The organism is Litorivita pollutaquae (assembly GCF_003205515.1).
In the GTDB taxonomy this organism is placed as follows: Bacteria; Pseudomonadota; Alphaproteobacteria; order Rhodobacterales; family Rhodobacteraceae; genus Litorivita; species Litorivita pollutaquae.
In genome coordinates, this window is the sequence record NZ_KZ826482.1 from 419,795 (window position 1) to 444,462 (window position 24,668).

The 24,668-nt window shown below is 60.2% G+C and carries 24 protein-coding genes; 17 read left to right on the forward strand and 7 right to left on the reverse strand.

The window, feature by feature from the left end; all coding sequences use genetic code 11:
• The first annotated feature begins 115 nt into the window (after window positions 1-115).
• The 12 genes from alr to DI396_RS05925 all read left to right on the forward strand — a co-directional run bounded on the left by alr (window position 116) and on the right by DI396_RS05925 (window position 11,546).
• Window positions 116-1,159, forward strand: coding sequence for an alanine racemase (alr, locus tag DI396_RS05870; RefSeq protein WP_110795233.1), 1,044 nt, complete (start codon window positions 116-118; stop codon window positions 1,157-1,159).
• A gap of 7 nt (window positions 1,160-1,166) precedes the next feature.
• Window positions 1,167-1,961, forward strand: coding sequence for an MlaE family ABC transporter permease (locus tag DI396_RS05875; RefSeq protein ID WP_110795234.1), 795 nt, complete (start codon window positions 1,167-1,169; stop codon window positions 1,959-1,961).
• Window positions 1,958-2,704, forward strand: coding sequence for an ABC transporter ATP-binding protein (locus tag DI396_RS05880; RefSeq protein WP_110795235.1), 747 nt, complete (start codon window positions 1,958-1,960; stop codon window positions 2,702-2,704). The genes DI396_RS05875 and DI396_RS05880 overlap by 4 nt, the downstream gene beginning before the upstream one ends.
• Before the next feature lie 61 nt (window positions 2,705-2,765).
• Complete coding sequence (locus DI396_RS05885; RefSeq protein WP_110795236.1) at window positions 2,766-3,215, forward strand: paraquat-inducible protein A; 450 nt, start codon at window positions 2,766-2,768, stop codon at window positions 3,213-3,215.
• 107 nt (window positions 3,216-3,322) lie between these two features.
• A complete protein-coding gene (gene radA / locus DI396_RS05890; RefSeq protein WP_110795237.1) occupies window positions 3,323-4,687 on the forward strand; it encodes a DNA repair protein RadA in 1,365 nt (454 codons plus the stop codon).
• Between the two features lie 81 nt (window positions 4,688-4,768).
• Entirely contained in the window at window positions 4,769-5,329 is a 561-nt protein-coding gene (locus DI396_RS05895) for a CvpA family protein (RefSeq protein ID WP_110795395.1), read from the forward strand.
• 313 nt (window positions 5,330-5,642) lie between these two features.
• Window positions 5,643-7,100: an amidophosphoribosyltransferase gene (purF, locus tag DI396_RS05900; protein ID WP_110795238.1), complete on the forward strand. Its 1,458-nt coding sequence runs from the start codon at window positions 5,643-5,645 to the stop codon at window positions 7,098-7,100.
• Window positions 7,097-7,663, forward strand: a complete 567-nt coding sequence (locus DI396_RS05905; protein ID WP_110795239.1) for a DUF2199 domain-containing protein — start codon at window positions 7,097-7,099, stop codon at window positions 7,661-7,663. The genes purF and DI396_RS05905 overlap by 4 nt, the downstream gene beginning before the upstream one ends.
• A gap of 70 nt (window positions 7,664-7,733) precedes the next feature.
• Window positions 7,734-8,378 (forward strand): SDR family NAD(P)-dependent oxidoreductase, encoded by a 645-nt coding sequence (locus DI396_RS05910; protein WP_110795240.1) that lies wholly within the window; start codon window positions 7,734-7,736, stop codon window positions 8,376-8,378.
• Between the two features lie 216 nt (window positions 8,379-8,594).
• The gene (gene surE, locus DI396_RS05915) at window positions 8,595-9,383 is read left to right on the forward strand and encodes a 5'/3'-nucleotidase SurE (RefSeq protein ID WP_110795241.1); all 789 of its coding nucleotides are present in this window, start codon (window positions 8,595-8,597) and stop codon (window positions 9,381-9,383) included.
• On the forward strand, window positions 9,380-10,159 hold the full coding sequence (locus DI396_RS05920) for a protein-L-isoaspartate(D-aspartate) O-methyltransferase (RefSeq protein ID WP_268876834.1): 780 nt from the start codon (window positions 9,380-9,382) through the stop codon (window positions 10,157-10,159). The genes surE and DI396_RS05920 overlap by 4 nt, the downstream gene beginning before the upstream one ends.
• 121 nt (window positions 10,160-10,280) lie before the next feature.
• The gene (locus DI396_RS05925) at window positions 10,281-11,546 is read left to right on the forward strand and encodes a LysM peptidoglycan-binding domain-containing M23 family metallopeptidase (protein WP_110795397.1); all 1,266 of its coding nucleotides are present in this window, start codon (window positions 10,281-10,283) and stop codon (window positions 11,544-11,546) included.
• A 323-nt stretch (window positions 11,547-11,869) separates the two neighbouring features.
• Here DI396_RS05925 and DI396_RS05930 read toward each other — a convergent pair whose 3' ends face one another.
• From DI396_RS05930 to DI396_RS05960, 7 genes are all read right to left on the reverse strand, one after another.
• On the reverse strand, window positions 11,870-12,712 hold the full coding sequence (locus tag DI396_RS05930) for an ATP-binding protein (RefSeq protein ID WP_110795242.1): 843 nt from the start codon (window positions 12,710-12,712) through the stop codon (window positions 11,870-11,872).
• Window positions 12,705-13,604 (reverse strand): twin-arginine translocase subunit TatC, encoded by a 900-nt coding sequence (gene tatC, locus DI396_RS05935; RefSeq protein WP_110795243.1) that lies wholly within the window; start codon window positions 13,602-13,604, stop codon window positions 12,705-12,707. The genes DI396_RS05930 and tatC overlap by 8 nt, the downstream gene beginning before the upstream one ends.
• A gap of 3 nt (window positions 13,605-13,607) precedes the next feature.
• Window positions 13,608-14,282 (reverse strand): Sec-independent protein translocase protein TatB, encoded by a 675-nt coding sequence (gene tatB, locus DI396_RS05940; protein WP_110795244.1) that lies wholly within the window; start codon window positions 14,280-14,282, stop codon window positions 13,608-13,610.
• Window positions 14,283-14,288: 6 nt separating this feature from the next.
• On the reverse strand, window positions 14,289-14,498 hold the full coding sequence (locus tag DI396_RS05945) for a twin-arginine translocase TatA/TatE family subunit (RefSeq protein WP_110795245.1): 210 nt from the start codon (window positions 14,496-14,498) through the stop codon (window positions 14,289-14,291).
• 112 nt (window positions 14,499-14,610) lie between these two features.
• Window positions 14,611-15,717 carry an ABC transporter ATP-binding protein gene (locus tag DI396_RS05950; RefSeq protein ID WP_110795246.1) on the reverse strand — a complete coding sequence of 369 codons (1,107 nt, stop codon included), beginning with the start codon at window positions 15,715-15,717 and terminating at the stop codon, window positions 14,611-14,613.
• A gap of 115 nt (window positions 15,718-15,832) precedes the next feature.
• Window positions 15,833-17,197, reverse strand: coding sequence for an SLC5/6 family protein (locus DI396_RS05955; RefSeq protein ID WP_110795247.1), 1,365 nt, complete (start codon window positions 17,195-17,197; stop codon window positions 15,833-15,835).
• Window positions 17,198-17,376: 179 nt separating this feature from the next.
• Window positions 17,377-18,156 carry an SDR family oxidoreductase gene (locus tag DI396_RS05960; RefSeq protein WP_110795248.1) on the reverse strand — a complete coding sequence of 260 codons (780 nt, stop codon included), beginning with the start codon at window positions 18,154-18,156 and terminating at the stop codon, window positions 17,377-17,379.
• 178 nt (window positions 18,157-18,334) lie between these two features.
• Between DI396_RS05960 and DI396_RS05965 the strand changes: the two genes are divergently transcribed.
• From DI396_RS05965 to DI396_RS05985, 5 genes are all read left to right on the forward strand, one after another.
• A complete protein-coding gene (locus tag DI396_RS05965; protein WP_110795249.1) occupies window positions 18,335-19,351 on the forward strand; it encodes a Hint domain-containing protein in 1,017 nt (338 codons plus the stop codon).
• A 52-nt stretch (window positions 19,352-19,403) separates the two neighbouring features.
• Window positions 19,404-21,011 (forward strand): peptide chain release factor 3, encoded by a 1,608-nt coding sequence (locus DI396_RS05970; RefSeq protein WP_110795250.1) that lies wholly within the window; start codon window positions 19,404-19,406, stop codon window positions 21,009-21,011.
• 123 nt (window positions 21,012-21,134) lie between these two features.
• Complete coding sequence (locus DI396_RS05975) at window positions 21,135-22,409, forward strand: hypothetical protein (RefSeq protein ID WP_162617165.1); 1,275 nt, start codon at window positions 21,135-21,137, stop codon at window positions 22,407-22,409.
• Window positions 22,410-22,412: 3 nt separating this feature from the next.
• The gene (locus tag DI396_RS05980) at window positions 22,413-23,513 is read left to right on the forward strand and encodes a glycosyltransferase family 2 protein (RefSeq protein ID WP_110795252.1); all 1,101 of its coding nucleotides are present in this window, start codon (window positions 22,413-22,415) and stop codon (window positions 23,511-23,513) included.
• Window positions 23,506-24,477 (forward strand): glycosyltransferase family 2 protein, encoded by a 972-nt coding sequence (locus DI396_RS05985; RefSeq protein ID WP_235851761.1) that lies wholly within the window; start codon window positions 23,506-23,508, stop codon window positions 24,475-24,477. Before DI396_RS05980 ends, DI396_RS05985 begins: the two co-directional genes overlap by 8 nt.
• The last annotated feature ends 191 nt before the right edge of the window (window positions 24,478-24,668 follow it).

The window sequence follows — 24,668 nt, forward strand, 5'->3', positions numbered from 1 at the left end:
GCGCCCCGGTGTCGTCTCGTGCCTGCGGCACCGCACCCACCCGTTCCCGCCGATCCGCGCCCCTCAAAACCCTTTTCTCTTGACCTCTGCCACAACACTGTCAAAACCCTGCTTCATGTCTACTGCGAACTTAACAATCGACCTTGATGCGCTGGTGGCCAACTGGCGCGCGCTTGATGCGGCCTCAGACGGCGGCGTCGAAACCGCCGCCGTGGTCAAGGCGAACGGATATGGCCTTGGCGCGGCGCGGGTGTCGCGCGCCCTTGCCCGCGCCGGGGCACGTCAGTTTTTTGTCGCGGTCGCCGAAGAAGGCGCCGCGATCCGTGATGCGCTTGGCCCCGATGTGGCGATCTATGTGTTCTCTGGCCATATGGCGGGCGATACCGATATGATCTCCGACCTCGGCCTTATTCCGATGCTCAATTCTGTTGAGCAACTGCTGCGCCATTTTGAAAGCCTGCCGGCGCACCCGTTTGGCATTCAATTGGACACCGGCATGAACCGTCTGGGCATGGAGCCGGCCGAATGGGCTGCCGTGCGCGACATTGCTTTGGCGCAACATCCGATGATGATCATGTCGCATCTGGCCTGCGCGGACGAGCCGAACCATGCGATGAACGCGCGGCAATTGCGCGCTTTCCGGCAGATGACCGATGACTGCGGCGTGCCGCGCTCGCTTTCGGCCACCGGCGGCATTCTCTTGGGCCGCGCCTTTCATTTCGACCTCACCCGCCCCGGCATTGGGCTTTATGGCGGGGCGCCTTTCGCCGCCGCCAAACCGGTTGTTACCCTTGATGTTCCCGTGATCCAAACCCGCACCGTGACGGCAGGCGAAACTGTTGGCTATGGCAATACATGGACCGCGCAGACCGACACCCAAGTGGCCACCGTCGCCGCCGGATATGCCGATGGGCTCATTCGCGCCATGGGGCCGAAAGGCATGCTTTTTTCGGGCCGCACCGCATGTAAAATTCTCGGCCGTGTGTCGATGGATCTGATCACTGTGGATATTACCGCATTGGACGAGGTTCCCAAAAGCCTTTCGTTGCTCGGCCCCGAACAGGGCGTCGATACTCTGGCGGGTGCCGCAGGCACCATCGGATATGAAATTCTGACCTCTCTGGGCGGGCGTTACAACCGTCGTTACACCGGCGGCTGATATCCAGATGTCCGCACTTTCCTTGCTTCTTTCCCCGCTTGCCCGCCTTGGCGCCGCCGTCCTTGGCCTTTGCGCCGCCACGGGCCGCATCGCGATCTTTGCGGGGCAGACCGTCAGCCACCTTGCGCGCCCGCCCTTCTACACCCGCGAATTCCTGCATGCCCTGTTCCAAATCGGATGGCTGTCGCTGCCGGTTGTCGGGTTAACCGCGCTTTTTACCGGCGGCGCATTGGCCTTGCAAATCTATGCGGGCGGCGCGCGATTCAACGCCGAAGCCGTTGTGCCTTCGATCGTTGCCATCGGGATGGTGCGCGAACTTGGGCCCGTTTTGGGCGGGCTGATGGTCGCGGCGCGCGTCGCTTCCTCGATTGCCGCCGAAATAGGCACGATGAAAGTGACCGAACAGATCGACGCTCTGACAACCCTTTCGACCCATCCGATGAAATACCTCACCTTGCCGCGGGTTTTGGCCGCGACTCTCGCGGTGCCGGTTCTTGTCGCCGTTGGGGATGCGATTGGCATCATGGGCGGATATCTTGTCGGCATTGCACGGCTCGACTTCAATTCCGCCGCATACCTGCGCAACACGGTTGATTTTCTGGAGCCTTGGGATGTCACCTCCGGCCTGATCAAAGGCGCGGCCTTCGGGTTTATCATCGCGCTGATGGGCTGCTACTATGGTATGAATTCCGCCCGCGGCGCCCAAGGTGTCGGGCGCGCCACCAAAGCCGCCGTTGTCGCCGCCTCTGTGATGATTCTGGCGGCCAATTACCTGCTTACAGAAGTGTTCTTTTCGGCATGATCGAACTGCATGATGTCCATAAAGCCTTTGGCGCCAACCGCGTGTTGCGCGGCGTCAACCTGACCATCCCCAAAGGCGAAAGCATGGTGATCATTGGCGGTTCCGGCACCGGAAAATCCATTGCGCTGAAATCCATTTTGGGCCTCGTCAAACCCGATCAGGGCCAAATCATCGTCGATGGGCAGGATGTGGACAAAGCCGACCGCGACGCATTCCTCGCCCGCTTTGGCATGTTGTTCCAAGGCGGCGCTTTGTTCGACAGCTTGCCGGTCTGGCAAAACGTGGCCTTTCGTTTGACGCGCGGCACGCTCAAACGCCCCAAATCCGAGGCCCGCGAGATCGCCATCGAAAAGCTGCGCCGCGTCGGCCTGAAACCCGATGTCGCCGACCGCTTTCCGGCCGAGCTTTCGGGCGGCATGCAAAAACGTGTCGGCCTTGCCCGTGCCATCGCCGCCGAACCCGAGATCATCTTTTTCGACGAGCCGACCACCGGCCTCGATCCGATTATGTCGGGCGTGATCAATGATTTGATCCGCGAAATCGTGGTGGAAATGGGCGCCACGGCGATGACGATTACGCATGATATGTCTTCGGTGCGGGCGATCGCCGACCGGGTGGCGATGCTGCACGACGGGGTGATCAAATGGACCGGTCCGGTCGCCGAGATGGACGCCTCGGGCGATCCTTACCTCGATCAATTCATCCATGGACGCGCGACGGGTCCGATCGAGGCGGTGCGCTGAACCGCCGGCCGCGCCAATCTTTCCCTAGCGCGCCCGCGCGCCAGTCGCTACCTCTTGGCTCATGGAACACATCACCAAATACGCCAATCTCTCCTTGCTTGTGCTTTTTCCCATCGCGTGGTGCGCACCCTTGATGCGCGCGGGGGTTTTGCCGTTTTTCTCCCTCTCCGAGGTCAGCGTGATCTCCGGCCTGCGCTCCCTGTGGCAGACGGATGTTTTCCTTGCGCTCGTTGTCACCGTCTTTGCGCTTTTGGCCCCCTTTGCCAAAACCCTCGGCCTTGCGCTTTTTCAATTCGGGCTGATGGACAGCCGCGTTCTGCCCGCGATTTCCCTACTGGGCAAACTCGCCATGGCGGATATTTTCCTTATCGCGGTCTATATCGTATTGGCCAAAGGCATCGGCGTCGGGCGGGTCGAAACAGCCTGGGGGCTTTATCTCTTCACCGCCTGTATTCTCGCCTCTCTCGCGCTCAGCCTCGCGGCCAAATCCGGCGCAGACAAAGCCGCGTGATACGGGGCGGCGTGCGGCGGGGCGGGTAAGCCACACCTATCGCCGGCACGACTTGCGGCAACGCGCGGGGCGTTGACCGCGCCCGCGCTCTGGGGCACATCAGGGACATGGCAAAAACCAAATCCTTCCGGTGCTCCGCCTGCGGAGCCAATTTCACCAAATGGTCCGGCCGCTGCGATGGCTGCGGCGATTGGAACACCATTGTCGAAGAAGCGCCTTTATCCGCAGGCCCCGCCAGCAAAAGCCTTGGCGCGAAACGCGGGTCGGCGTTGGAGCTGAGCGATCTGTCGACCGAAGAGGCGCCGCCGCCGCGCACCACTTCGGGCATCGGTGAATTGGACCGGGTGTTGGGCGGCGGTTTGGTCGCCTCTTCGGCCATCTTGGTTGGCGGCGATCCGGGTATCGGTAAATCCACATTGCTCTTGCAGGCCGCTGCCGAATTCGCCCGCTCGGGCCTTAAGGTGATGTATATCTCCGGCGAAGAAGCCTCCGCGCAGGTGCGCATGCGGGCGCGGCGGTTGGGATTGGCCGATGCGCCGGTGCAATTGGCCGCCGCGACCAACCTGCGCGATATTCTCACCACCCTCGAAGAAGAGCGCCCGCAACTGGCGATCATCGATTCCATTCAAACCATGTGGGCCGATAATGTCGAAAGCGCCCCCGGCAGCGTCAGCCAAGTGCGCGCCGCCGCGCATGAATTGACCACCTTTGCCAAACGCAAAGGCGTGTCGGTGATCCTTGTCGGCCATGTCACCAAAGAGGGGCAAATCGCCGGGCCGCGCGTGGTCGAACATATGGTCGATACGGTGCTCTATTTCGAGGGCGAGCGTGGGCATCAATTCCGTATTCTGCGCGCGGTGAAAAACCGTTTTGGTCCTGCCGATGAAATTGGCGTGTTTGAAATGACCGGCGCGGGATTGGCGCAGGTGATGAACCCTTCGGCTTTGTTCTTGTCGGAACGCGGCACGCCATCGCCCGGATCGGTGGTCTTTGCCGGTGTCGAAGGCACGCGGCCCGTCTTGGTGGAATTTCAAGCCCTCGTCGCGCCCAGCCCGCACAGCCAACCGCGCCGCACGGTCGTGGGATGGGACGGCGGACGTTTGGCGATGATTCTTGCGGTTCTTGAGGCCCGTTGCGGCATTCCCTTCACCGGATTGGACGTTTACCTCAATGTCGCGGGCGGTATGAAAATCTCGGAACCTGCGGCGGATCTGGCGGTCGCGGCGGCCTTGGTCAGCGCCCGCGAAGACAGCGCCCTACCGGCAGAGACCGTTGTTTTCGGTGAAATCAGCCTCTCGGGCGCGCTGCGCCCCGCGCCGCAGAGCGAAAACAGGTTGAAAGAAGCGCAAAAACTTGGTTTCACGGCGGCGATCACCCCGTCCGGCGGCAAAGCTTTGGCGGATATGGGGTTGAAGCTCACGCAGATGGGCGATTTGACGGCCTTCGTTGGCGATATTTTTGGTGCCGGTTGACCGGATGATATGAAGCATGTCGCCGAAAGGCGGCACAAGAACGCCGCAAGACGCGGCAAAGAGACGAAGGACAGATCACCCATGGAAGGTTTTACCATCATCGACGGCGTTGTGGCGCTTGTGATCGTGCTCTCGGCGCTATTGGCCTATACGCGCGGCTTTGTGCGTGAGGGGCTGGCGATTGCCGGATGGATCGTGGCGGGCATTTTGGCCTTCATGTTCGCGCCGCAAGTCGAACCATTGGTCAAAGAAGTGCCCGTCGTCGGCGAATTCATTGCCGACAGCTGTGAATTGTCGATGATCGCCGGGTTTGCCGTGGTCTTTGCCATCGCTTTGGTCATCGCATCCCTCTTTACGCCGATGCTGTCCTCTTTGGTGCAACGCTCGGCGCTTGGCGGATTGGACCAAGGTTTGGGTTTCCTCTTTGGCGTGGCACGCGGCATCCTTTTGGTCGCCATCGCGTTTTTCGTCTATGAAACCGTCATCACCTCGCAAAACATCACCATGATCGACGACAGCCGCTCGGCACAGGTGTTCGGCCGCATGTCCGGCAAGATCGAAAATTCCGATCCCGAACAGGCAATGGGATGGATCACCACCCGGTATGAAAACCTTGTCTCGAAATGTGACGTGCCTGAATAAGACGCGCCTGAATAAACGGGTGCGAATCCGGTCGGGGCGGACGCCTCTGCACAGACACTCATGAATTATACAAATCAAAACGCGCGGCCGAAAGGCGGCGCGTTCTTTGCGTAGAAAGCCCCCGAGGATCGGGATTATGGGCGCGGCCTTGGCAGGGGTTGCTCACAATGCGGCGCAATTTGTGATCCTTTCGTGACACTCGGCGCGCAACCGCTTAAGGAGGGGCGACCCTGCTATAAACGGATTCGGAGCGCTCGCCTTGTCCCACCCCACACGGACCACCCCCACCCGACCCGCCGCCATGCAAAAGCAGATGCCCCCCGCCAACCCCTTTGATGACGATAAGCTGCATGAAGAATGTGGTGTATTCGGCATTGTCGGTGTAGCGGATGCGGCGAACTTCGTGGCGCTTGGATTACATGCCCTGCAACATCGCGGCCAAGAGGCCGGCGGCATCGTCAGCCATGACGCCGATGAGGGGTTCAATTCGGTGCGCCGCTTTGGCTATGTGCGCGACAATTTCACCTCGCAAAGCTTGATGCAAACCCTACCGGGGCCGATCGCCATCGGGCATGTGCGCTATTCCACCGCCGGATCAAAAGCCGCCGTAATCCGCGATGTGCAACCGTTTTTCGGCGAATTTTCCATGGGTGGCGCGGCGATTGCGCATAACGGCAATATCACCAATGCCAACGCCCTGCGCCGCGAGTTGATCGAGCGCGGCTCGATTTTCCAATCCTCCTCTGACAGCGAGTGCATCATTCATTTGATGGCCCGCAGCCTGCAACGCAATATCCCCGAACGGATGGAAGATGCGCTGCGCCGCGTCGAAGGCGCGTTTTCGATTGTCGCCATGACGCGGACCAAAATGATCGGGGTGCGCGACCCCTTGGGCGTGCGGCCTTTGGTCTTGGGCAAGGTGGCCGATGGGTGGGTTTTGTCCTCGGAAACCTGCGCATTGGACATCATCGGCGCCGAACATGTGCGTGACATCGAACCGGGCGAAATGGTCGTGATTTCGGAAAAAGACGGGGTCGAAAGCACCTTTCCCTTCCGGCCGCGCAAATCGCGGTTCTGCATCTTTGAACATGTGTATTTTTCCCGCCCCGACAGCGTCATTGGCGGGCGCAGCGTCTATGAAACCCGCCGCCAAATTGGCGTGGAACTGGCCAAAGAGGCCCCTGTCGAGGCCGATCTCGTTTGCCCCGTGCCCGACAGCGGCACGCCTGCGGCCATCGGGTTCAGCCAGGAAAGCGGTATTCCCTACGCCATGGGGATCATTCGCAACCAATATATGGGCCGGACATTCATCGAACCGACCGAGCAAATCCGCAATATGGGCGTGCGGCTGAAACTCAACGTCAACCGCGCGCTGATCAAAGGCAAGCGGGTGATTTTGGTCGACGACAGCGTTGTGCGCGGCACCACCAGCCGCAAGATCAAGGATATGATCCTGGACGCGGGCGCCGCCGAAGTTCACTTCCGCATTGCCTCGCCCCCTACCCGTTGGCCCTGTTTCTATGGGGTCGATACCCCGGAGCGCGAAAAACTGCTCGCCGCGACAATGACTGAAGACGAGATGTGCGAACATTTGGGTGTGGACAGCTTGCGGTTTATCTCGCTCAACGGTCTCTATCGCGCCGCCGGTGCGCCGGATGGCCGCGACACGGACAGCCCGCAATATTGCGATGCCTGTTTCTCTGGCGAATATCCCGTGGCGCCCTCGGATATGATCGAGAAGGGATTTGAAACCAAAACGGCCGCCGAATGAACCTGCTCGATCTCGATAGCCGTTGGAAACGTTTCAACGATCCGGACCGTGTTTGCCCCTGCTGCGGGGAAACATTTTCCGGCATTTTCGATCTTGGTTATCCGCATCCCGATGCCTGGACCCATGCGGTGGATGACAGCGGCGATACAGAAATCGCCGGTGATCGGCTCAACGCGGATCTATGCCGTGTCGGCGAGGCCTGTTTTTTGCGCTGTGTGCTGATGATCCCTGTGCAGGGCACCGATGAGATGTTCGGGTTCGGCGCATGGGCGCAGGTGTCGCGCGATGTCTTTGACGGCTATCTCGCCACATATGACGAACCGCCACGCGATTTCGCCGGCGGAAATGCGCTTTTGGCGAATCTTCTGCCAGGATTTACCGAGGACGACATGATCCCGGTGATCTTGTCCCCTGTCGCCCGCGATGCCGGCACCCGCCCGATGATGATGGCCGAAGCCGGCGATCTGGCCACCGCGCAAACGGATGGGATATCCTTTGACCGTTTGCTCGACATCTATGCCGAAGCGGGCCGCGACATCCGCCCGCATTTGATGCAGGACTGATTGCCGCGCCGCGCATGATCCACGCAAGGGGCGCGTTGACAAAACCGGCGCGGCGCGCCAAACCGCCCCTATGACAGATCAAATCGCCCTCATCACCGGCGCATCGCGCGGCCTTGGTGCCGCATTGGCCGAAGCGCTCAGCCCGAAGTATCACATCGTCGCCGTCGGTCGCACCACCGGCGCGCTGGAGGAGGTGGATGACCGCATCCAAGCCAAGGGCGGCAGCGCCACATTGGCCCCGATGGACATCACCAATCCCGATGCAATGGCGCAATTGTGCCGCTCGATCTATGATCGCTGGGGCGGGATTGCGCTTTGGGCGCATACGGCCGTGCATGCCGCGCCGTTGGCCCCTGCACAGTTTCTCGATGCGAAAGATTGGGACAAATCTGTCGCCTGCAATGTCACCGCCACCGGACAATTGATCCCGTTTCTGGCGCCGCTTCTGGGCGAAGAGGGCACAGCGCTTTTCTTTGATGATCCGCGCGGCGGCACGAAATTCTTCTCGGCCTATGGCGCAAGCAAGGCGGCGCAAATCGCTTTGGCCAAAAGCTGGCAAGCCGAAAGCACCAAAACCGGCCCGCGGATCGAGATCGTCACGCCCGCGCCGTTGGCAACCGCCACCCGCGCGCGGTTTTTCCCCGGCGAGGATCGCGCGCCTTTGGCCAAACCGCAGGCCGAAGCCGAACGGATCATCGCGGACCTCGGACTTTAACCGCACATCGCACAGGCCCCCAAGGGTTGCTTTTGCCCCACAACCGTCCCACGCAATGGCGTTGCCGGCCGCGCAATGCTTGCCCCGCGCCGCCGGCTCGCTTAGACAGAGGGAAACAGGCACATTGCCCGTCCGTGCACCGCGCTGCGCGTATCGGGCCAAGCCGCGTTTCGGCGCAGGGGTGGGCCACACAACAACGGGCAATCAGGGGCAAATATGCGCATTCTCATCACCAATGACGACGGTATCAACGCGCCGGGCCTGGAAATCATCGCCAAGATCGCCGCAGAGCTGGCCGGATCAAAGGGCGAGGTTTGGACCGTTGCGCCGGCCTTTGAACAATCCGGCGTGGCCCATAAAATCAGCTACACCCATCCGATGATGCTGGCGCAAATGGGCGAACGCCGCTTTGCCGCCGAAGGATCGCCCGCCGACTGCGTGCTTGCGGGGCTGCATGAGGTGCTCAAGGGCCACAAACCCGATCTGATCCTGTCCGGCGTCAACCGCGGTAACAATTCCGCCGAAAACGCGATGTATTCGGGCACCTTGGGGGCCGCAATGGAAGGCGCGTTGCAAGGCATCCCGTCCTTTGCCCTGTCGCAATATTACGGGCCGAAAAATTACGAGTTGGAAAACCCGTTTGAGGCAGCCGAAGTCCATGGCGCGGCGCTCATCCGCAAATTGATCGATGCCACCCCCGCCGAGGAAGCGATCACAGATTACCGTTTGTTCTTTAACGTCAATTTCCCGCCTCTCCCTGCCGCAGAGGTCAAAGGGGCGCGCGTCGGACCACAAGGGTATCGTAAACACACCCATTTCGGGGTCGAGCCGCATCTGTCCCCGTCGGGGCGCAAATTTCTATGGATACGCGGCGGAGACCAACAGATCCCGACCGAAGAAGGCAGCGATGCGGCGCTCAACCTCGACGGCTATATCTCGGTCACCCCCATGCGCGCCACCCTGACCGCCTATGATGCGCTGGACCATTTTGGCGCCGCTCTATGAGCCCGCGCGCGCCCATTGCCCCCGTCCCCATGCAAATGCGCGCCGGCCATGCCACACCGCAAGCCGCACCGGGCGCCGGCACCGTGCCCCATACCCCCGCGCCCTTGGCGCAGGACCAACAGCCCACCGCAGAGCAATCCGAAGCCGAGCGCAAAATGCAATTCCTCTATGCGTTGCGCTCCAAAGGCGTGACCGATAAGGCGGTGCTCGGCGCGATGGAGAAAATCGATCGCGGCCCGTTTATTCGCGGAATTTTCACCGAACGCGCCTATGAGGATATGCCGTTGCCCATCGCTTGCGGCCAAACCATATCGCAACCCTCCGTGGTCGGATTGATGACGCAGGCGCTCGAAGTCAACCCGCGCGACAAAGTGCTCGAAGTGGGCACCGGCTCAGGATATCAAGCCGCAATTCTCAGCCAACTGGCCCGCCGGGTCTATACTGTTGATCGCCACAAACGATTGATCGCCGAAGCCCGTTCGGTGTTCGCGGCGATGGATCTTGCCAATATTACCGCATTTACCGCCGATGGCAGCTTTGGCCTGCCGGATCAGGCCCCGTTTGATCGCATTATTGTCACCGCCGCCGCCGAGGATCCCCCCGGCCCCCTCTTGGCGCAGCTCAAGATCGGCGGTATTATGGTCGTGCCTGTGGGCCAATCGGACGCGGTGCAAAGCCTGATCCGTGTGCGCCGCCATGAGAGCGGGTTTGATTACGACGAATTGCGCCCGGTGCGGTTTGTCCCCCTGCTCGAAGGGCTCGGGCGCGACAGTTAAACTGCCGGTAAACTGCGGACATTGCATATAGCCCTGACAACAAGGGCACGAGACAGTGAAAGCCCCAAACATAAAGGGGTAGAAACATGGGCCGAAACGGCCGGTGAATGAGGATATCGAGATGACCCAAACGCCCCAAATCCGCGCCATACCCACGATTGCATCTGCACAGAGCACCGGCGGCAGGCGCGCGTCCCGTCCTCTGCTGCGCAGCGCTGCCGCGCTTGGTGCGGCTCTGGCGCTTTCGGGCTGCGAGGGCGGGCTTGATCTTGACCTGCGCGGCAATTTCGGCAGCGCCATGAGCACCGCAGAAGCCGCGAGAACGGCCACCGCCGAACGCCCGCGCCCCGATGATCGCGGCATCATCTCCTACCCGAACTACCAAGTCGCCGTTGCCAAACGCGGCGACACGCTGGCCACTGTCGCGGCCCGCATCGGTGCGGATGCCAACGCTTTGGCGACCTTCAATGGCGTGCAAACCGGCGACTCCCTGCGCGAGGGCGAAATCATTGCGCTGCCCAACCGCGTGGCCGAACCCTCGCCTTTGACCGGCGCATCCGGCACCGGACCGATCCGCCCTGCCGTCGACATCACGACGCTTGCCGGCGGCGCGATTGACCGTGCCGGCGCCCAACAGGTCGAAACCACCGCCCTGCCCTCCACCACGGCCGCCGTTGATCCCAAGGCGCAAACCGGACTTGAACCCACCCGCCACAAGGTGCAGCGCGGCGAAACCGCCTTTACCATTGCGCGGCTCTATGATGTTTCGGTGCGCAGCCTGTCGGAATGGAACGGATTGGATGAGAAATTCACCATCCGCGAGGGGCAATATCTGCTGATCCCCGTGGCCGAGCAACGCCCGCCACAATCCGAAAAAATCGCCAAGCCGGGGTTTGGCAATCCCTCACCGACGCCGACACCGCCAAGCGCGGTCAAACCCCTGCCGGACGAGAAAACCGTGCCCGTGGCGCAATCCGCCGCGCAAGCCGCAAAAGTCGCGCCAGATCTGGGAAAAACGCAAAGCAAAGCCACCACATCGGCGCGCTTGGCCTATCCGGTCAGCGGCAAAATCATCCGCGAATACACCAAGGGCAAATCCGACGGCATTGATCTTTCCGCCGCCGCAGGCAGCCCGATCAAAGCCGCCGATGCCGGCACCGTCGCCGCGATCACATCCGACGCGGACCAAGTGCCGATCATCGTGATCAAACACAGTGGTGGCCTGCTTACGGTCTATGCCAACGCTGGAAACATCGCCGTCAAAAAAGGCGATAGCGTCTCGCGCGGGCAAAAAATCGCCAGCCTGCGCGCCGATCCGGCCAACTATGTGCACTTCGAAGTGCGCAAAGGATTCGAAAGCGTCGATCCGCTGCCCTATTTGCAATGATCATATCGGATCGGCATCAAATCGCGCAGGACAGACAAGGCCCGAACGGCTGCCCAGACCGAGAAACCGAGACGCCGTCGGACGGTGGTGGCCATGGGTCATCGAATGGCATCCGCGAAATTTTCGCGGCAGGCCTGCCATGTTTCCAAACCACAAACCCGTTGATTCCGCCACGCATGACGCAAGCGCCTTCGCGATCTGCCCCCGACCCCACCGGTGTTGGTTACCCCTTACGGCAAATGCAGGGGAGCAGAGAGCGGCATGCCCCCACCTCCTGCAACCCGTAGCGGCCGCGCGGCACTGTTTATGTGCCAAGGATTGGCTTAGGCCTTGATCTCAACACCCTTGCGGCCGGCCAGATCGGTGATGAATTGCCATGCAACACGGCCCGAACGGCTGCCGCGCGTGGCTTGCCATTCGATTGCCTCGGCGCGCAATTCGTCAGCCGGAACCGAGATACCGTAGGCGGCGCAATATCCATCGATCATCGATAGATATTCATCTTGGTCACAGGGGTGGAACCCGAGCCACAGGCCAAAACGATCCGATAAGGAGACTTTTTCTTCAACTGCCTCGCCGGGGTTGATCGCCGAGCTGCGCTCGTTCTCGATCATGTCGCGTGGCATCAAATGACGCCGGTTCGAGGTGGCATAGAAAACCACGTTCTCCGGGCGCCCCTCGATGCCACCATCGAGAACGGCCTTGAGGCTTTTGTAATGCTGGTCGTCATGGCTGAACGATAGATCATCGCAAAACAACACAAACCGCGCATCCGAGCCGCGCAAAAGCGCCAAGAGCCGCGTCACGGACGGCAGGTCTTCGCGTTGCAACTCGACAATTTTCAAAGCCTCGCCCTGCCGCAACACCTCGGCATGAACCGCCTTGACCAAAGACGACTTGCCCATACCGCGCGCGCCCCACAGCAAGGCGTTGTTGGCGGGCAATCCGCGCGCGAACCGCAAAGTGTTCTCAAGCAGCGTATCGCGCGACCGATCCACCCCGACCAAAAGGCCAAGATCGACCCGGCTGACCTCGGGCACCGGGGCCAACCGGTCCGGCTCCACATGCCAGACAAAAGCCTCTGCGGCGTCGAAATCCGGTGCGTCCAGCGGCGCAGGATGCATCCGCTCCAACGCCGCCGCAATACGGTCCAAAGGATCAGTCACGTTTACCCTCGTTTTCTTCATCCGCATCAAACTCCGCCATCAACGGATCTTCGCTTTCGTCTTCATCCTCATCGTCATAATAGCCCTCGGCGCGCAACCGCGCTTCGCGCTGCGTCTCGACGCGGCGGACCAAAAGGATGGAAATCTCATAAAGGCCGTAAACCACAACAAACAAAATCACTTGGGTGATCACATCCGGCGGCGTCACCAAGGCCGCCAACACAAGGATGGCAACAACGGCATATTTACGCACACCGCCCAGTCCCTCGGCGGATACAAGGCCCGCCTTGCCCATCAGGGTCAATAGAACCGGCAATTGGAAGCACAGGCCAAAGGCGACGATGAACTTGATCGTCAAAGACAGGTATTCTTGCGCCGAACCTTGGAAAGCGATGCCCGCCGTGGCGTTTTCCACCTCATCGGACAACACGGTGCCCGGTTGTTGGAAGCCAAGGAAGAAGTCAAAGGCTAAAGGCGTGACAACATAAAACGCAAAAGACGCGCCAAGGAAAAACATGACCGGCGATGCTATCAGGAAAGGCAAGAAGGCCCCGCGCTCGTTCTTGTAAAGTCCCGGCGCCACGAACCGCCACATTTGCAAGGCAATATAGGGAAAGGACAACATAAGCCCGCCCAAAAGCGAGATCGAGATCGCAACGAAAAACCCCTCTTGCAGCTTGATCAGGATCAGCCCGCAATCACCCTGCCCGCGTTCGGCCATCGCCGAACACAAAGGGTGGGTCAGAAAATTAAAAATCGGGTTCCAGACGGTGAAACAAATCACCATACCGATGATGAAAGCGACAACCGAATGGATCAGCCGATTGCGCAATTCGGCCAGATGTTCGATCAACGGCGCGGAGCTGTCTTCAATCTCGTCGGTGGGGCTCATGGGTTAGTCCTTGGGGGCCGCTTTTGCAGGCGTTTTTGCGGCACTCTTGCGCGGCGCGGCTTTAGAAGCGGTTTTCTTCGCAGCGGCGGATTTTGCCGGAGCTTTGGCCGCCGGTTTCGCCGGTTTGCTTGCTGATTTGGATGTCGTTTTGGAGGCTGTTGATTTAGCTGCCGACTTGGTTGCTGCCGGTTTTTTCGCCGCCGCTTTCGGCGCAGGCGCTTTCTTCTCGGCAGCTTTTTTCGCGGGCGCGGCCTTCTTTGGCGCGGCGCTTGTTGCGGGTGTCTCTGCCGTGTCGGGGGCTTTACGATCGGTGGCCGCTTTGGCTGTGGCCTCATGGATTTTGCGCGCCGAGGCCGCGCGATCGTCATCCAGCGTTCCGTTCGGTGACATCGGATCCCAAGCTTTGAAATCCTTACTCACATCGTCCGTAACTTCTTTGATCTTATCAAGGCCCATCTGTTTGGGATCGGCCAAATCACGAAACGTTGTCGCCGCCTCTTTCATACCCGATTGATCCGCAGCCTCATCCATCGCGCGGGTGAACTCGCGCGCCATGCCTTTGGCTTTACCGACAAACCGACCGACATTGCGGAACAGCATTGGCAAATCTTTTGGCCCCACGACAATCAACGCCACGACACCAATCACCAAAAGCTCGGTCCAACCCAGATCGAACATGCGGAATTAGACCTTGTCTTTTTCAGCCGTCGACGCGGTGGTCTCTTCGGTCGTCGCGTCTTCCAATTCTTTGCTGCCGTCGCTGACGCCCTTTTTGAACGCGGTAATGCCCTTACCGACTTCGCCCATCAAAGACGAGATCTTGCCGCGCCCAAAAAGCACCAATACGACCACAGCAATCAGAAGAAGGCCTGGAAGGCCGATATTGTTAAGCATAGTTTATCTCCCTCAAACGTGTCACTTCACTTGGACCCGTTAAATTCATGTCAAACTATGTAATCAGAAGACAGCGCAGTTTAAAGCACCAATGCACGCGGCACCCGCGTTTTTATGCCACGCCGCCTTTGGCCGGAAACACGAAACACCGGTCGCGGCGGATCATCAACCACAAGGCCTGCCCCTCTTTGGGCAAAAACACATTCGGCACCGTCGCCTTCAAGGTCGATCCGTCGTAATCCATGCGGAACTCGACAAGGCTCTCGGAACCCATGAAACGCGCCCGTGTCACCACGCCGCGGGCCGGAACACCATCTTGCACCGTGGCCAAGGGCCCGCGCCCGGCCCGGTCAAAGTCGATTTTGACGTGCTGCGGGCGAATCACGATATCCACCTCGCCGCCATCGGGTACACCGGGGGCAAGAAATTGACCAAAGGGGGTGTCGGTTAGCGCACCTTGAACTTTGCCGCGTATCACATTGACATCGCTGAAAAAAGCCACGGCTTCGCGGTCACGTGGCGCGTTGTAGATGTTATAAGGCGCGCCCTGTTGCACGATTCGGCCGTCGCGCATCAACGCGATTTCATCCGCCATGCGCATGGCTTCTTCCGGCTCATGGGTGACCAACAAAACCGCCGCATCCTCATCTTTGAGCACCGCGAGAGTTTCGTCGCGAATGTCGTCACGCAACCGGTTATCAAGGCCGGAAAACGGCTCGTCCATCAACATGATGCGCGGACGCGGCGCAAGCGCACGGGCCAAGGCGACGCGTTGCTGTTCCCCGCCGGACAGCTCATGCGGATAGCCGTCGATAAACCGCATAAGCCCCACGCGGGTAAGTAATCCCTCGACCCGCGCGCGTTTTTCTTCTTTCGCACCCTTAAGGCCAAAGGCGACATTATCCGCCACGCTCAGATGCGGGAACAATGCGAAATCCTGAAACATCAACCCGATATGGCGGCGTTCGGGCGGCACGCGAAATTTGGTGTCACAAATCAATGCGCCATCGACGTAAATCTCGCCTTCGTCCTGCATCTCGACGCCGGCGATCATTCGCAAGGTCGTCGATTTGCCGCATCCGGACGGCCCCAAAAGGCAGGTCACCTGCCCGCGCGGCACCGAAAGCGACACATGATCGACAACCGCTTTGCCCTCGAACCGGCGCACCAAACCACGCACTTCGAGACGCGGCGGCATGTCGGTTTTCACTTGCTTCATAGGGGCTTGAGTCACATGACGCTCCACTATCCGATGAAAACCATCGGGTTTCGGCCGTTGCTATCAGCCCGCCGGAAAGGGTGCAAGTCTGGCGGCATGGTGTGGCGCGCGCCGATCATTGCGCCCTGCGCCGCATCCCAAGCAACACCGAAGCAAAACCGGCGATCAAAACCACCACGCAAATCAGCAATAGTTGCTCGTATTTGTGACCCTCGGGCAAAATTTGCGCCATGGCAGCCGTATCGCGAAAGAAATACACCGCCGCCCCCGCAATCGCCGCCGCGAAGGCGCCCGCGAACCCGATGACCGTGATCTGCCGCCCCGCCACAAGCCCGACAATCAACACCGGCGTCAGAAACATCGAGGCCGTGCCGCTCACGGCCACCGCGTCAAACAGGCTCTGATTGCCCCATAGGGTCAGCCCTGCCCCTGCGACCATGAACGCCACCATCGCCGCGCGTCCGCCGCCAAGGCTACGCGGCGCAATCTTCCATTCCTCAACCACAAGGCGCGCCGCCGAAGCAAGCGCCGAATCCAGAGTGCTCAGCGCCGAAACCAGCAAGCTGAGCATCAAGGCGGCGAAGACCCACGCCGGCAGGATCTGCGCCCATGTGCCCAGCAATTGCGCCTCATACGCCGCGCCCTCGATCCCGGCCTGAATGCCGAAGAATCCAAATCCGATGATCAACACCGTGGAAATCCAGAAGGCATGTAAAAACGACGCCCGCGTGGTGGCGCGATCCGCGATAAATCCGCGATCCATCATCACCGGATCATGCGCCGGATAGGAAAACACCTGCAACAGGGCCACGGCCAAAAGCACCCATCCGTTATGTGGGCCGGAGGTGCCCTCCGCCGTCAGAACCGCCCGCAACGAAAAGCCCGGATCGGTGATCAAGAACCCGAAGGACAACGAAAAAACCAACAGAAAAACAATCATTTGCACGACGTCGGTGCGCAGGGCCGCGCTTAACCCGCCCCATGCGGAATACCCCAGACCCAAGAGCGCGACGATCAACACCGCCCAGACCTCGGATCCCGGCAGGACAGCGGCGAAAATCAAACCGACGACGATCAGATTGGCAAACACTTCCGACAGCAACCGCAATCCGATCACCGCGTTATACCCCCCCGTGCCAACCCGCCCGAACCGCGCCGCAAGCCAGTCTTGCACAGACATCGCCCCACTGTCGCGCAACCGCCCGACGATAAAGCCGCCGCTCAGGAACGAGCCGTAGTAAGCCGCATAGGCCAACGTGCCGGCGATCCCGTAATAATAGCCCAAGATCGCCGCATTCATCAGGGACCGCGCGAAAATCCATGTCGTGACCTGACTGAGCGCCAGAACCCAAACTCCCGGCGCACGCCCCTGCGCAGTCCGGCCGCCAAAGAACCCCTCTACGCTTGCGCGGCGCGGTGCAGCCAAAAGGCTGGCAGCGACGATCGCCGCGAAAATCGAAATGATGGCAATAGCGTGCATGTCGTCCCTTTCAATGCGTCACCGCAGCAGCGGCTTTGCACTTGGCTAGCGGTCCGCGCGCGCCACCACCAATAAAAACAAAGCGCCCCACGCAGTTGTGATAGCGTGAGGCGCTTTGCCAAGGCTCATAAAGACGTTTCAAACCGGGCATTGCGCCCGCGCACAGGGCCGAACCCGCCCTACAACGTCGCGTTGGTCGCCCCACCATCCAGCAAGATATTCTGCCCGACAATGAACCCGGCATGCTGCGAGCACAAAAAGGCACAGGTTGCGCCAAATTCCTGCCGCGTGCCATAGCGCCCGGCCGGGATCGCGGCCACCCGCTGCGCCTTGGCAGCTTCCAGCGAGATGCCTTGCGCTTCGGCGACACCCTCGTCCAAAGACGCTGCCCGATCGGTCGCATGCATTCCCGGCAACATGTTGTTGATCGTCACGCCCGATCCGGCCACCTGCCGCGAGGTGCCCGCGACATATCCGGTCAACCCGACACGTGCCGAATTGGACAGGCCAAGCACCGCAATCGGGGCTTTGACCGCTTGCGAAGTGATGTTCACCACACGGCCCCACCCTTTATCGATCATCGCCGGCATGAGCGCCTTCATCAAGGCTATCGGAGCCAGCATATTCGCGTCGAGCGCCTTGATGAAATCCTCGCGTTGCCAATCCGACCACATACCAGGAGGTGGCCCACCCGCATTTGTCACAAGGATATCAACGCCCTGAGCGGCTTTGATCACGTCTGCCTGCCCTTCGGGCGTGGCAATATCGGCCACCACGGTGATCACCTCGACGCCATGAGCGTTGCGAATCTCTTCCGCCGACGCGTCCAGTGCTTCTGCGCCGCGCGCATTCATCACCAAATCAACGCCCGCTTGCGCCAAAGCCTCGGCACAGCCAAGGCCCAGCCCCTTTGACGAAGCGCAGACCAACGCCCTTTTGCCCTTGATCCCTAAATCCATCGTGCATCTCCTTTGTCTGCTTGGCGGTCTCGCCCTATATCAGGCGGCAACTTGCACCAGCCGCGCTTCGAACGCCAGCAAAACGCCGACCGATTGACCCGATGCCGCCACAATCCTATCGTACTCAGGAGCAAATGCCGTAGCCAAAACCGGCAAAACAGAGCATACGCAAATCACCATGACCCAAACCGCATCCAACATCGCCAAACCCGCCCAATCCATTCCGGTGTTTCGCAGCGGTGCGTTTTGCGCCAGCCACGGGGTTAATATGGGCGATGCGCTGTCTTTTGCCTCTGAACTGATGCTCGACGACACCTACCAAATCGCCGAAGACGCCAAGATGGAGCGCCTGACCATCATCGCCAGCGACGCAGGTCCGTTTCACATCGCCAACGGCACCGCGCTTGGCACCGAAGGCGCGGTGCTGCATCTGGATTGCTGTGTGACCTTGATGGGAAACGACGGTTCAACCACCGAAGTGATCGTTTTGGTCGAAGTCGACGACGACGGTGACATCAACGAGATATACGGATTGCCGCTTGCGCCACTGGCCAGCAAAACCGACTATCGCATTGTCGGGATCAACCAAGACGCGGCGCGCGCCAAATTTGCCGAAGTCGCTTGTTCCTCCTTTGCGCGCGGCACCCATGTGACATTGGCCTCTGGCGCGCAGGTGCCGATCGAAAACCTGACCGTGGGCGATATGGTTTTGACCCGCGATGATGGCGCGCAACCGATCCGATGGATCGGCCAAACCACCGTGCGCGCCGTGGGCGAATTCGCCCCGATTGTGATTGCGGCCGGCGCGCTCAACAATGAAAACGACCTGACGCTCAGCCCCGATCACCGCCTGTTTATCTACCAACGCTCCGATCAATTGGGCGCGGGGCGCAGTGAATTGTTGGTCAAGGCGCGCCATTTGGTCAACGGCGACAGCGTGATCCGCCAAGACGGCGGGTTTGTTGATTATTTCCAACTGCTTTTCGACCGCCATCAAATTGTCTATGCCGAAGGCATCGCCGCAGAAACCCTGCTTGTTGATACGCGCACACGGCCCGCATTGCCCGAGGGCTTGACCGAAAAACTGCTTGGCCCCAACCACGAAAGCTCCGGCCTCAGCGGGCTCGAAGTCAGCGAAACCCTCCTCGACCGCCCCGACGCCGCCGAGATCTTAAGACGCGCCTCGACGCGGTAGGCCTGCGCCAACCCATATTGCGCCGCCGCGCGCGCGCGGCTATATGCGCCACATGCTAGATATCGCTTCCAACCGCCCCGCCTTGCCGCCAGAGATTGCGCGCCGTCGCACCTTTGCGATCATTTCGCATCCTGATGCGGGCAAAACCACTTTGACCGAGAAATTCTTGCTCTTTGGTGGCGCGATCCAGATGGCCGGACAGGTCCGCGCCAAGGGCGAGGCACGGCGCACGCGTTCGGATTTCATGCAGATGGAAAAAGACCGCGGCATCTCTGTCTCCGCCTCGGCGATGTCGTTTGATTTCAAAACCTTCCGCTTTAACCTTGTCGACACGCCGGGCCACTCGGATTTCTCCGAAGACACTTACCGCACCCTGACGGCGGTGGATGCGGCGGTCATGGTGATCGACGGCGCGAAGGGCGTGGAAAGCCAGACGCAAAAACTGTTCGAGGTTTGCCGCCTGCGCGATTTGCCGATCCTGACCTTTTGTAACAAAATGGACAGGGAAAGCCGCGATACGTTTGATATTATCGATGAAATTCAAGAGAACCTCGCCATTGATGTGACGCCGGCCTCTTGGCCCATCGGCGTCGGACAAGATTTCATGGGCTGCTATGACATGCTCCATGACCGGCTTGAATTGATGGACCGCGCCGACCGGAACCGCGTTGCAGACAGCATCGAGATCAAGGGCCTCGACGATCCGCTGTTGGAGCAACACGTCCCGGAACACCTGCTCGCGCAACTGCGCGAAGAGGTTGAGATGGCGCGAGAATTGCTCCCCACATTGGACCCGCAATCGGTACTCGAAGGTCATATGACCCCGATCTGGTTCGGCTCTGCAATCAACAGCTTCGGCGTCAAGGAATTGATGGACGGCATCGCCGAATACGGCCCCGAACCCCAACCGCAACGTGCCGAACCCCGAATGATTTCCCCTGAAGAAACAAAGGTTTCCGGATTTGTCTTCAAGGTCCAAGCCAACATGGACCCCAAACACCGCGACCGCGTCGCCTTTGTGCGGCTCGCCTCGGGACACTTCAAACGCGGCATGAAATTGACCCATGTGCGCAGCAAAAAACCGATGACGATTTCCAATCCGGTGCTGTTCCTCGCGTCGGACCGCGAATTGGCCGAAGAAGGATGGGCCGGTGACATCATCGGCATCCCCAACCACGGACAATTGCGCATCGGCGACACGTTGACCGAGGGCGAAGCGATCCGCGTCGCCGGCATTCCATCGTTTGCGCCCGAACTGTTGCAAACCGTGCGCGCCAATGATCCGCTCAAGGCCAAACATCTTGAGAAAGCTTTGATGCAATTTGCCGAAGAAGGCGCGGCAAAGGTGTTCAAACCCGCCATCGGGTCGGGCTTTATCGTCGGGGTTGTCGGCGCGTTGCAATTCGAAGTCCTCGCCAGCCGGATCGAATTGGAATACGGGCTTCCGGTGCGGTTCGAAAATTCGCAATTCACCTCTGCCAGATGGGTGAACGGCGACCGACAAGCCGTTGAAAAATTTGTAGATGCCAACAAACAGCATATCGCAAATGACCATGACGGCGACATTGTTTATCTGACCCGTTTGCAATGGGATATCGACCGCGTTGACCGTGATTACCCCGATGTGCGATTGACCGCGACCAAAGAGATGATGGTCTGACGGGCGGCGCAATCTTGTCGGCGCGGCAATAGGTGTGGTTTACGCGCCGCGTCCTTTGCCTTTGGTCAACCACAGATGCGGCTTATCCTTGCGCGGCCGCGCGCGGGGCGGCATTCTTGCACTATGTGCGCGACACCGATCAAACCCTCGGCCCCGACCGATGCGGCTTCTGCGGCCACTTCGGATGCCGCGCCCGCCGCTGAGTGGGTGCGTGATCTGGCCGGCGCCCTGCGCGAGACCCGCGATGCCCGTCATGCCGAGGCCGGTATCGACATGGATCAGATTTTGACCGAACGCGCCGAACAACGCGCCCGTTGGGATGCCTTAGAGGCCGCCGAAGCCGCCGCCAAAAAAGCCGCGAAAACCGCTGCGGCTCCTCCTCCCGCCGGTCCGGCCGCCATTTCGGACACAAAGGCGCTGACCACATTGATCGAAGAAAGCCTGAACGACGAGGAAGCGGAGCCCCCGAACACCGCGATGCCGCAACATGTGACCTATGAGGGCGGATATCCGGCAATGCTGGCGCTATTGGACAAACGCCGGGCGCCGATAAGCTATGGCGAGGGCGAATCCCTTCCGCCACTCGATGTGAACCTTGCGCCCTATTGCACAGAAATCATTGGGAAAGTACCGCCCGAAATCAAATCCAGCCGCAGCGGATATGCCACCAAATACCGCGCTCTGGCCCGCGAGCTGAAAGGCTTGCCCATGCTGTGCCATTTGCACGCAATGCTGATTGCGCATCTGCGCAAAGAAAGCCAGCCGCCCCATTGCGCCGCACTGTTTGTGCGACTTTGGACAGAACATAGCGATCTGCTGCTCGAACACTTGAATGCACGCTGGCAAGTCTCTGCAATCACGACGTTTTCCGAACATGGACTAACCGAAGGCCAACGGCGTTCGGGCCTTGGACTGTCGGTCTTGCTAAACACCATGAAGCTTTATGAGAGCGAGCGGCTTTATTCGGGTGCCAAACCCAAACAACCCCACAGCACGAAAACCCAAGTTCGGGGGCGGCTGCCCTTGGAAATGGACACCTATTCCATCGTTAACGGTGGGCTGGATGTGGCTCTGTTGGGGCGTCTTTGGGTGGATGCCGAAGAGGATGAGGTTATCCGGCCACTGGCGCAGAACCTGCTTGAAATGCTCAACAAAGACACGCGCAATGTGTTCCGGCGGATGCGGATGATGCGGACCCAATTGGTCGAGATGCGAGCCTCGCGGAGCGCCAAACGCCGTGCCTTGATGGCCGCCTATGATGCCGCGGTCGAAGCCGAAGAGGCCGCCGCCGAATCCCCCGCGCCCGACCTTGCGGAAATCGCCGAAAAAGCTGCGGCACGCCTTGCTGCCGACGACACGGGCCCCACACGGCACCCAGCACGCCAGCCGAAAGACTAATTCATGCCCGCCGCGCCCGTCCCGCCCCCCCGTTGGGGCATCGTCACGACCCTCAAAGGCCCGCTGCGCGATATGCAACGCTTTGCCGCCTACCATCTCGCGCTCGGGGCGGCGCGGATCGAGATTTACCTCGATGCCCCGCGCGCGAGCACCCTGCGCGCCCTGACCACCGATCCGCGCCTTCATGTAACCGCCTGCGACAGCTCCTATTGGCGCGACAGCACAATAGGCCGTCGCCCTAAACAACATCAGCTGCGCCAGGCTCATAACGCCACGCGCAGCTATGCCCGCGCTCATTGTCCTCTTGACGGCACGGACGGTGTGAACGGCGCGGCCTCTGCGCCGCTCGACTGGATCGCCCATATTGATATGGACGAATTTATCCTCGAACGCGGTGCCGGTGCCGACGACACCGCTCGCCCCGATGTCGCGGCCCTCCTGGCCTCCCTACCCGACACGGCCACAGCTCTGGTCATGCGCCCTGCGGAAATGCTTGCGCCCGAGGGCGGCGGAACCGCCCCGGCAAAGGGAATTGGCGGGCTTAGCGGCCCGCGCCATTTCAAACTCAAACCGGTCAGCGCAGGACAGGATAAATCCGTGCTCGAAGATCTATACCCGAATTTCGGGGCACATCTACGCGGTGGGTTCATCAGCCATCTGGGCGGCAAAATCTTTGCCCGCACCGGCATCGCCAACGCCCGTCTCGGCATTCATATGCTGTTTGAAGACGGCGTGCCAACACTTGGCCGTCTGTCCTCTAACGATCTCTTTATCGGTCACGCCCACGCGCCCAGTTGGCCGGTCTTCGAGCGCCACATTGCCTTTCGCATGACCCATGGCAGTTACCGCAAACGCAACAGCAAGAATTTCCGTCTGGCGGATATCTTTGATGTATTGACCCAAGGCCATGATCCGGAAAATGACCCCGATCATCCGATGCGCGGGTTCTTCCGCGAAGTCTGCGAAGCCCGCCCCGACTTGATCGCCGCCCTGCGCAGGCATGATATGCTTTTGACCCGCGATTTGCACCTTGATGCGCTGCGCCGCGACACATTCCCCGATCCCGCCAATCGTCCCTCTGACAAGGCCCGCACCGATGCCTGACATGCCACACCCCGCCGCCAAATGGGCCGTCGTTTCGACGATCAAAGCGCCGACCGAGGACATTCTCGCCTTTGCCGCGCATCATCTCGATCTGGGGGCGCACCGGCTTTACCTGTATCTCGACGATGAAAACCCCGAAGCCAATGCCGCGCTTAAGGCGCATCCAAAAATCCGTGTCACCCAAACCGATGAAACCTATTGGCGTCGCCATGGCACCCGCCCCGAGAAACATCAGGTGCGCCAAACCGCCAATGTGATGAATGCCTACACGAAAAAGGCGCATGAGGTCGATTTCATCACCCATATCGACGTTGATGAATTTCTCTGGCCCTCCCGCGATCTCGGTGCGCAACTGGCCGATCTGCCGCAATCGGCGTCCTGCGCCCGCGTCTGGCCGATTGAAGCACTCAGCAGCGAAGGTCAGAACGCGCCCGACGGGATCACATGGTTCAAATCCTGCGCCCGCAACCGTCAATCCCGCCTCAAGCAAACCGCCAAACTCTACCCGACCTATGGCACATATCTCAACGGCGGCTATCTCAGCCACGCCATGGGAAAACTCTTTATCCGCACCGGCATCGACGGGCTTAAAATCCGTATCCACAACGTTTTCCTCGGTCAGGATACCAATCCCGGACTGGTTATTCTCGAAGAGACCGAACTGTGCCATCTGCATGCGAAAAACTGGGCCAACTTTCGTGCCGCCTTCCGTTACCGCCACGCCAAAGGCAGCTACCGTGACGAATTGTCGGCAAACACCGCCAAAGACGGCACCGGATTGAACCTGCACCAGCTTTTCACCACCATTCTCGACGCTGAGGGCGAAGACGGGCTGCGCGCATTTTTCAATGAAGTCTGCCTGGCCACCCCGGATTTGCGCGCCGCGCTCGACCGCAAGGGCCATCTGCGCAGCATTGCACTGGACCTGCCCGCCAAACGCGCCCGCCATTTCCCGCGCGCCTGAGCTGCCCGCCTCTCCCTGCCAACGCAGCGCCGCCCTGCGGGGCCGCTCTGCACCTTTCTGCTTTCTGAAAATATCCCCGCCGGAGGCGCAAACATGCCCCGCACGATCCCGCCACCGCAGCGCCACATCCGTGCATATCAGCCAAACCCTTGTGATCATTGACCCTCGCGCGACTTTTCGCTACATCTGCG

Coding starts and splice junctions, on each gene's coding strand:
- alr (WP_110795233.1), top strand. CDS start 116: ATGTCTACTGCGAACTTAACAATCGACCTTGATGCGCTGGTGGCCAAC.
- DI396_RS05875 (WP_110795234.1), top strand. CDS start 1,167: ATGTCCGCACTTTCCTTGCTTCTTTCCCCGCTTGCCCGCCTTGGCGCC.
- DI396_RS05880 (WP_110795235.1), top strand. CDS start 1,958: ATGATCGAACTGCATGATGTCCATAAAGCCTTTGGCGCCAACCGCGTG.
- DI396_RS05885 (WP_110795236.1), top strand. CDS start 2,766: ATGGAACACATCACCAAATACGCCAATCTCTCCTTGCTTGTGCTTTTT.
- radA (WP_110795237.1), top strand. CDS start 3,323: ATGGCAAAAACCAAATCCTTCCGGTGCTCCGCCTGCGGAGCCAATTTC.
- DI396_RS05895 (WP_110795395.1), top strand. CDS start 4,769: ATGGAAGGTTTTACCATCATCGACGGCGTTGTGGCGCTTGTGATCGTG.
- purF (WP_110795238.1), top strand. CDS start 5,643: ATGCCCCCCGCCAACCCCTTTGATGACGATAAGCTGCATGAAGAATGT.
- DI396_RS05905 (WP_110795239.1), top strand. CDS start 7,097: ATGAACCTGCTCGATCTCGATAGCCGTTGGAAACGTTTCAACGATCCG.
- DI396_RS05910 (WP_110795240.1), top strand. CDS start 7,734: ATGACAGATCAAATCGCCCTCATCACCGGCGCATCGCGCGGCCTTGGT.
- surE (WP_110795241.1), top strand. CDS start 8,595: ATGCGCATTCTCATCACCAATGACGACGGTATCAACGCGCCGGGCCTG.
- DI396_RS05920 (WP_268876834.1), top strand. CDS start 9,380: ATGAGCCCGCGCGCGCCCATTGCCCCCGTCCCCATGCAAATGCGCGCC.
- DI396_RS05925 (WP_110795397.1), top strand. CDS start 10,281: ATGACCCAAACGCCCCAAATCCGCGCCATACCCACGATTGCATCTGCA.
- tatC (WP_110795243.1), bottom strand. CDS start 13,604: ATGAGCCCCACCGACGAGATTGAAGACAGCTCCGCGCCGTTGATCGAA.
- tatB (WP_110795244.1), bottom strand. CDS start 14,282: ATGTTCGATCTGGGTTGGACCGAGCTTTTGGTGATTGGTGTCGTGGCG.
- DI396_RS05945 (WP_110795245.1), bottom strand. CDS start 14,498: ATGCTTAACAATATCGGCCTTCCAGGCCTTCTTCTGATTGCTGTGGTC.
- DI396_RS05950 (WP_110795246.1), bottom strand. CDS start 15,717: ATGAAGCAAGTGAAAACCGACATGCCGCCGCGTCTCGAAGTGCGTGGT.
- DI396_RS05955 (WP_110795247.1), bottom strand. CDS start 17,197: ATGCACGCTATTGCCATCATTTCGATTTTCGCGGCGATCGTCGCTGCC.
- DI396_RS05960 (WP_110795248.1), bottom strand. CDS start 18,156: ATGGATTTAGGGATCAAGGGCAAAAGGGCGTTGGTCTGCGCTTCGTCA.
- DI396_RS05965 (WP_110795249.1), top strand. CDS start 18,335: ATGACCCAAACCGCATCCAACATCGCCAAACCCGCCCAATCCATTCCG.
- DI396_RS05970 (WP_110795250.1), top strand. CDS start 19,404: ATGCTAGATATCGCTTCCAACCGCCCCGCCTTGCCGCCAGAGATTGCG.
- DI396_RS05975 (WP_162617165.1), top strand. CDS start 21,135: ATGTGCGCGACACCGATCAAACCCTCGGCCCCGACCGATGCGGCTTCT.
- DI396_RS05980 (WP_110795252.1), top strand. CDS start 22,413: ATGCCCGCCGCGCCCGTCCCGCCCCCCCGTTGGGGCATCGTCACGACC.
- DI396_RS05985 (WP_235851761.1), top strand. CDS start 23,506: ATGCCTGACATGCCACACCCCGCCGCCAAATGGGCCGTCGTTTCGACG.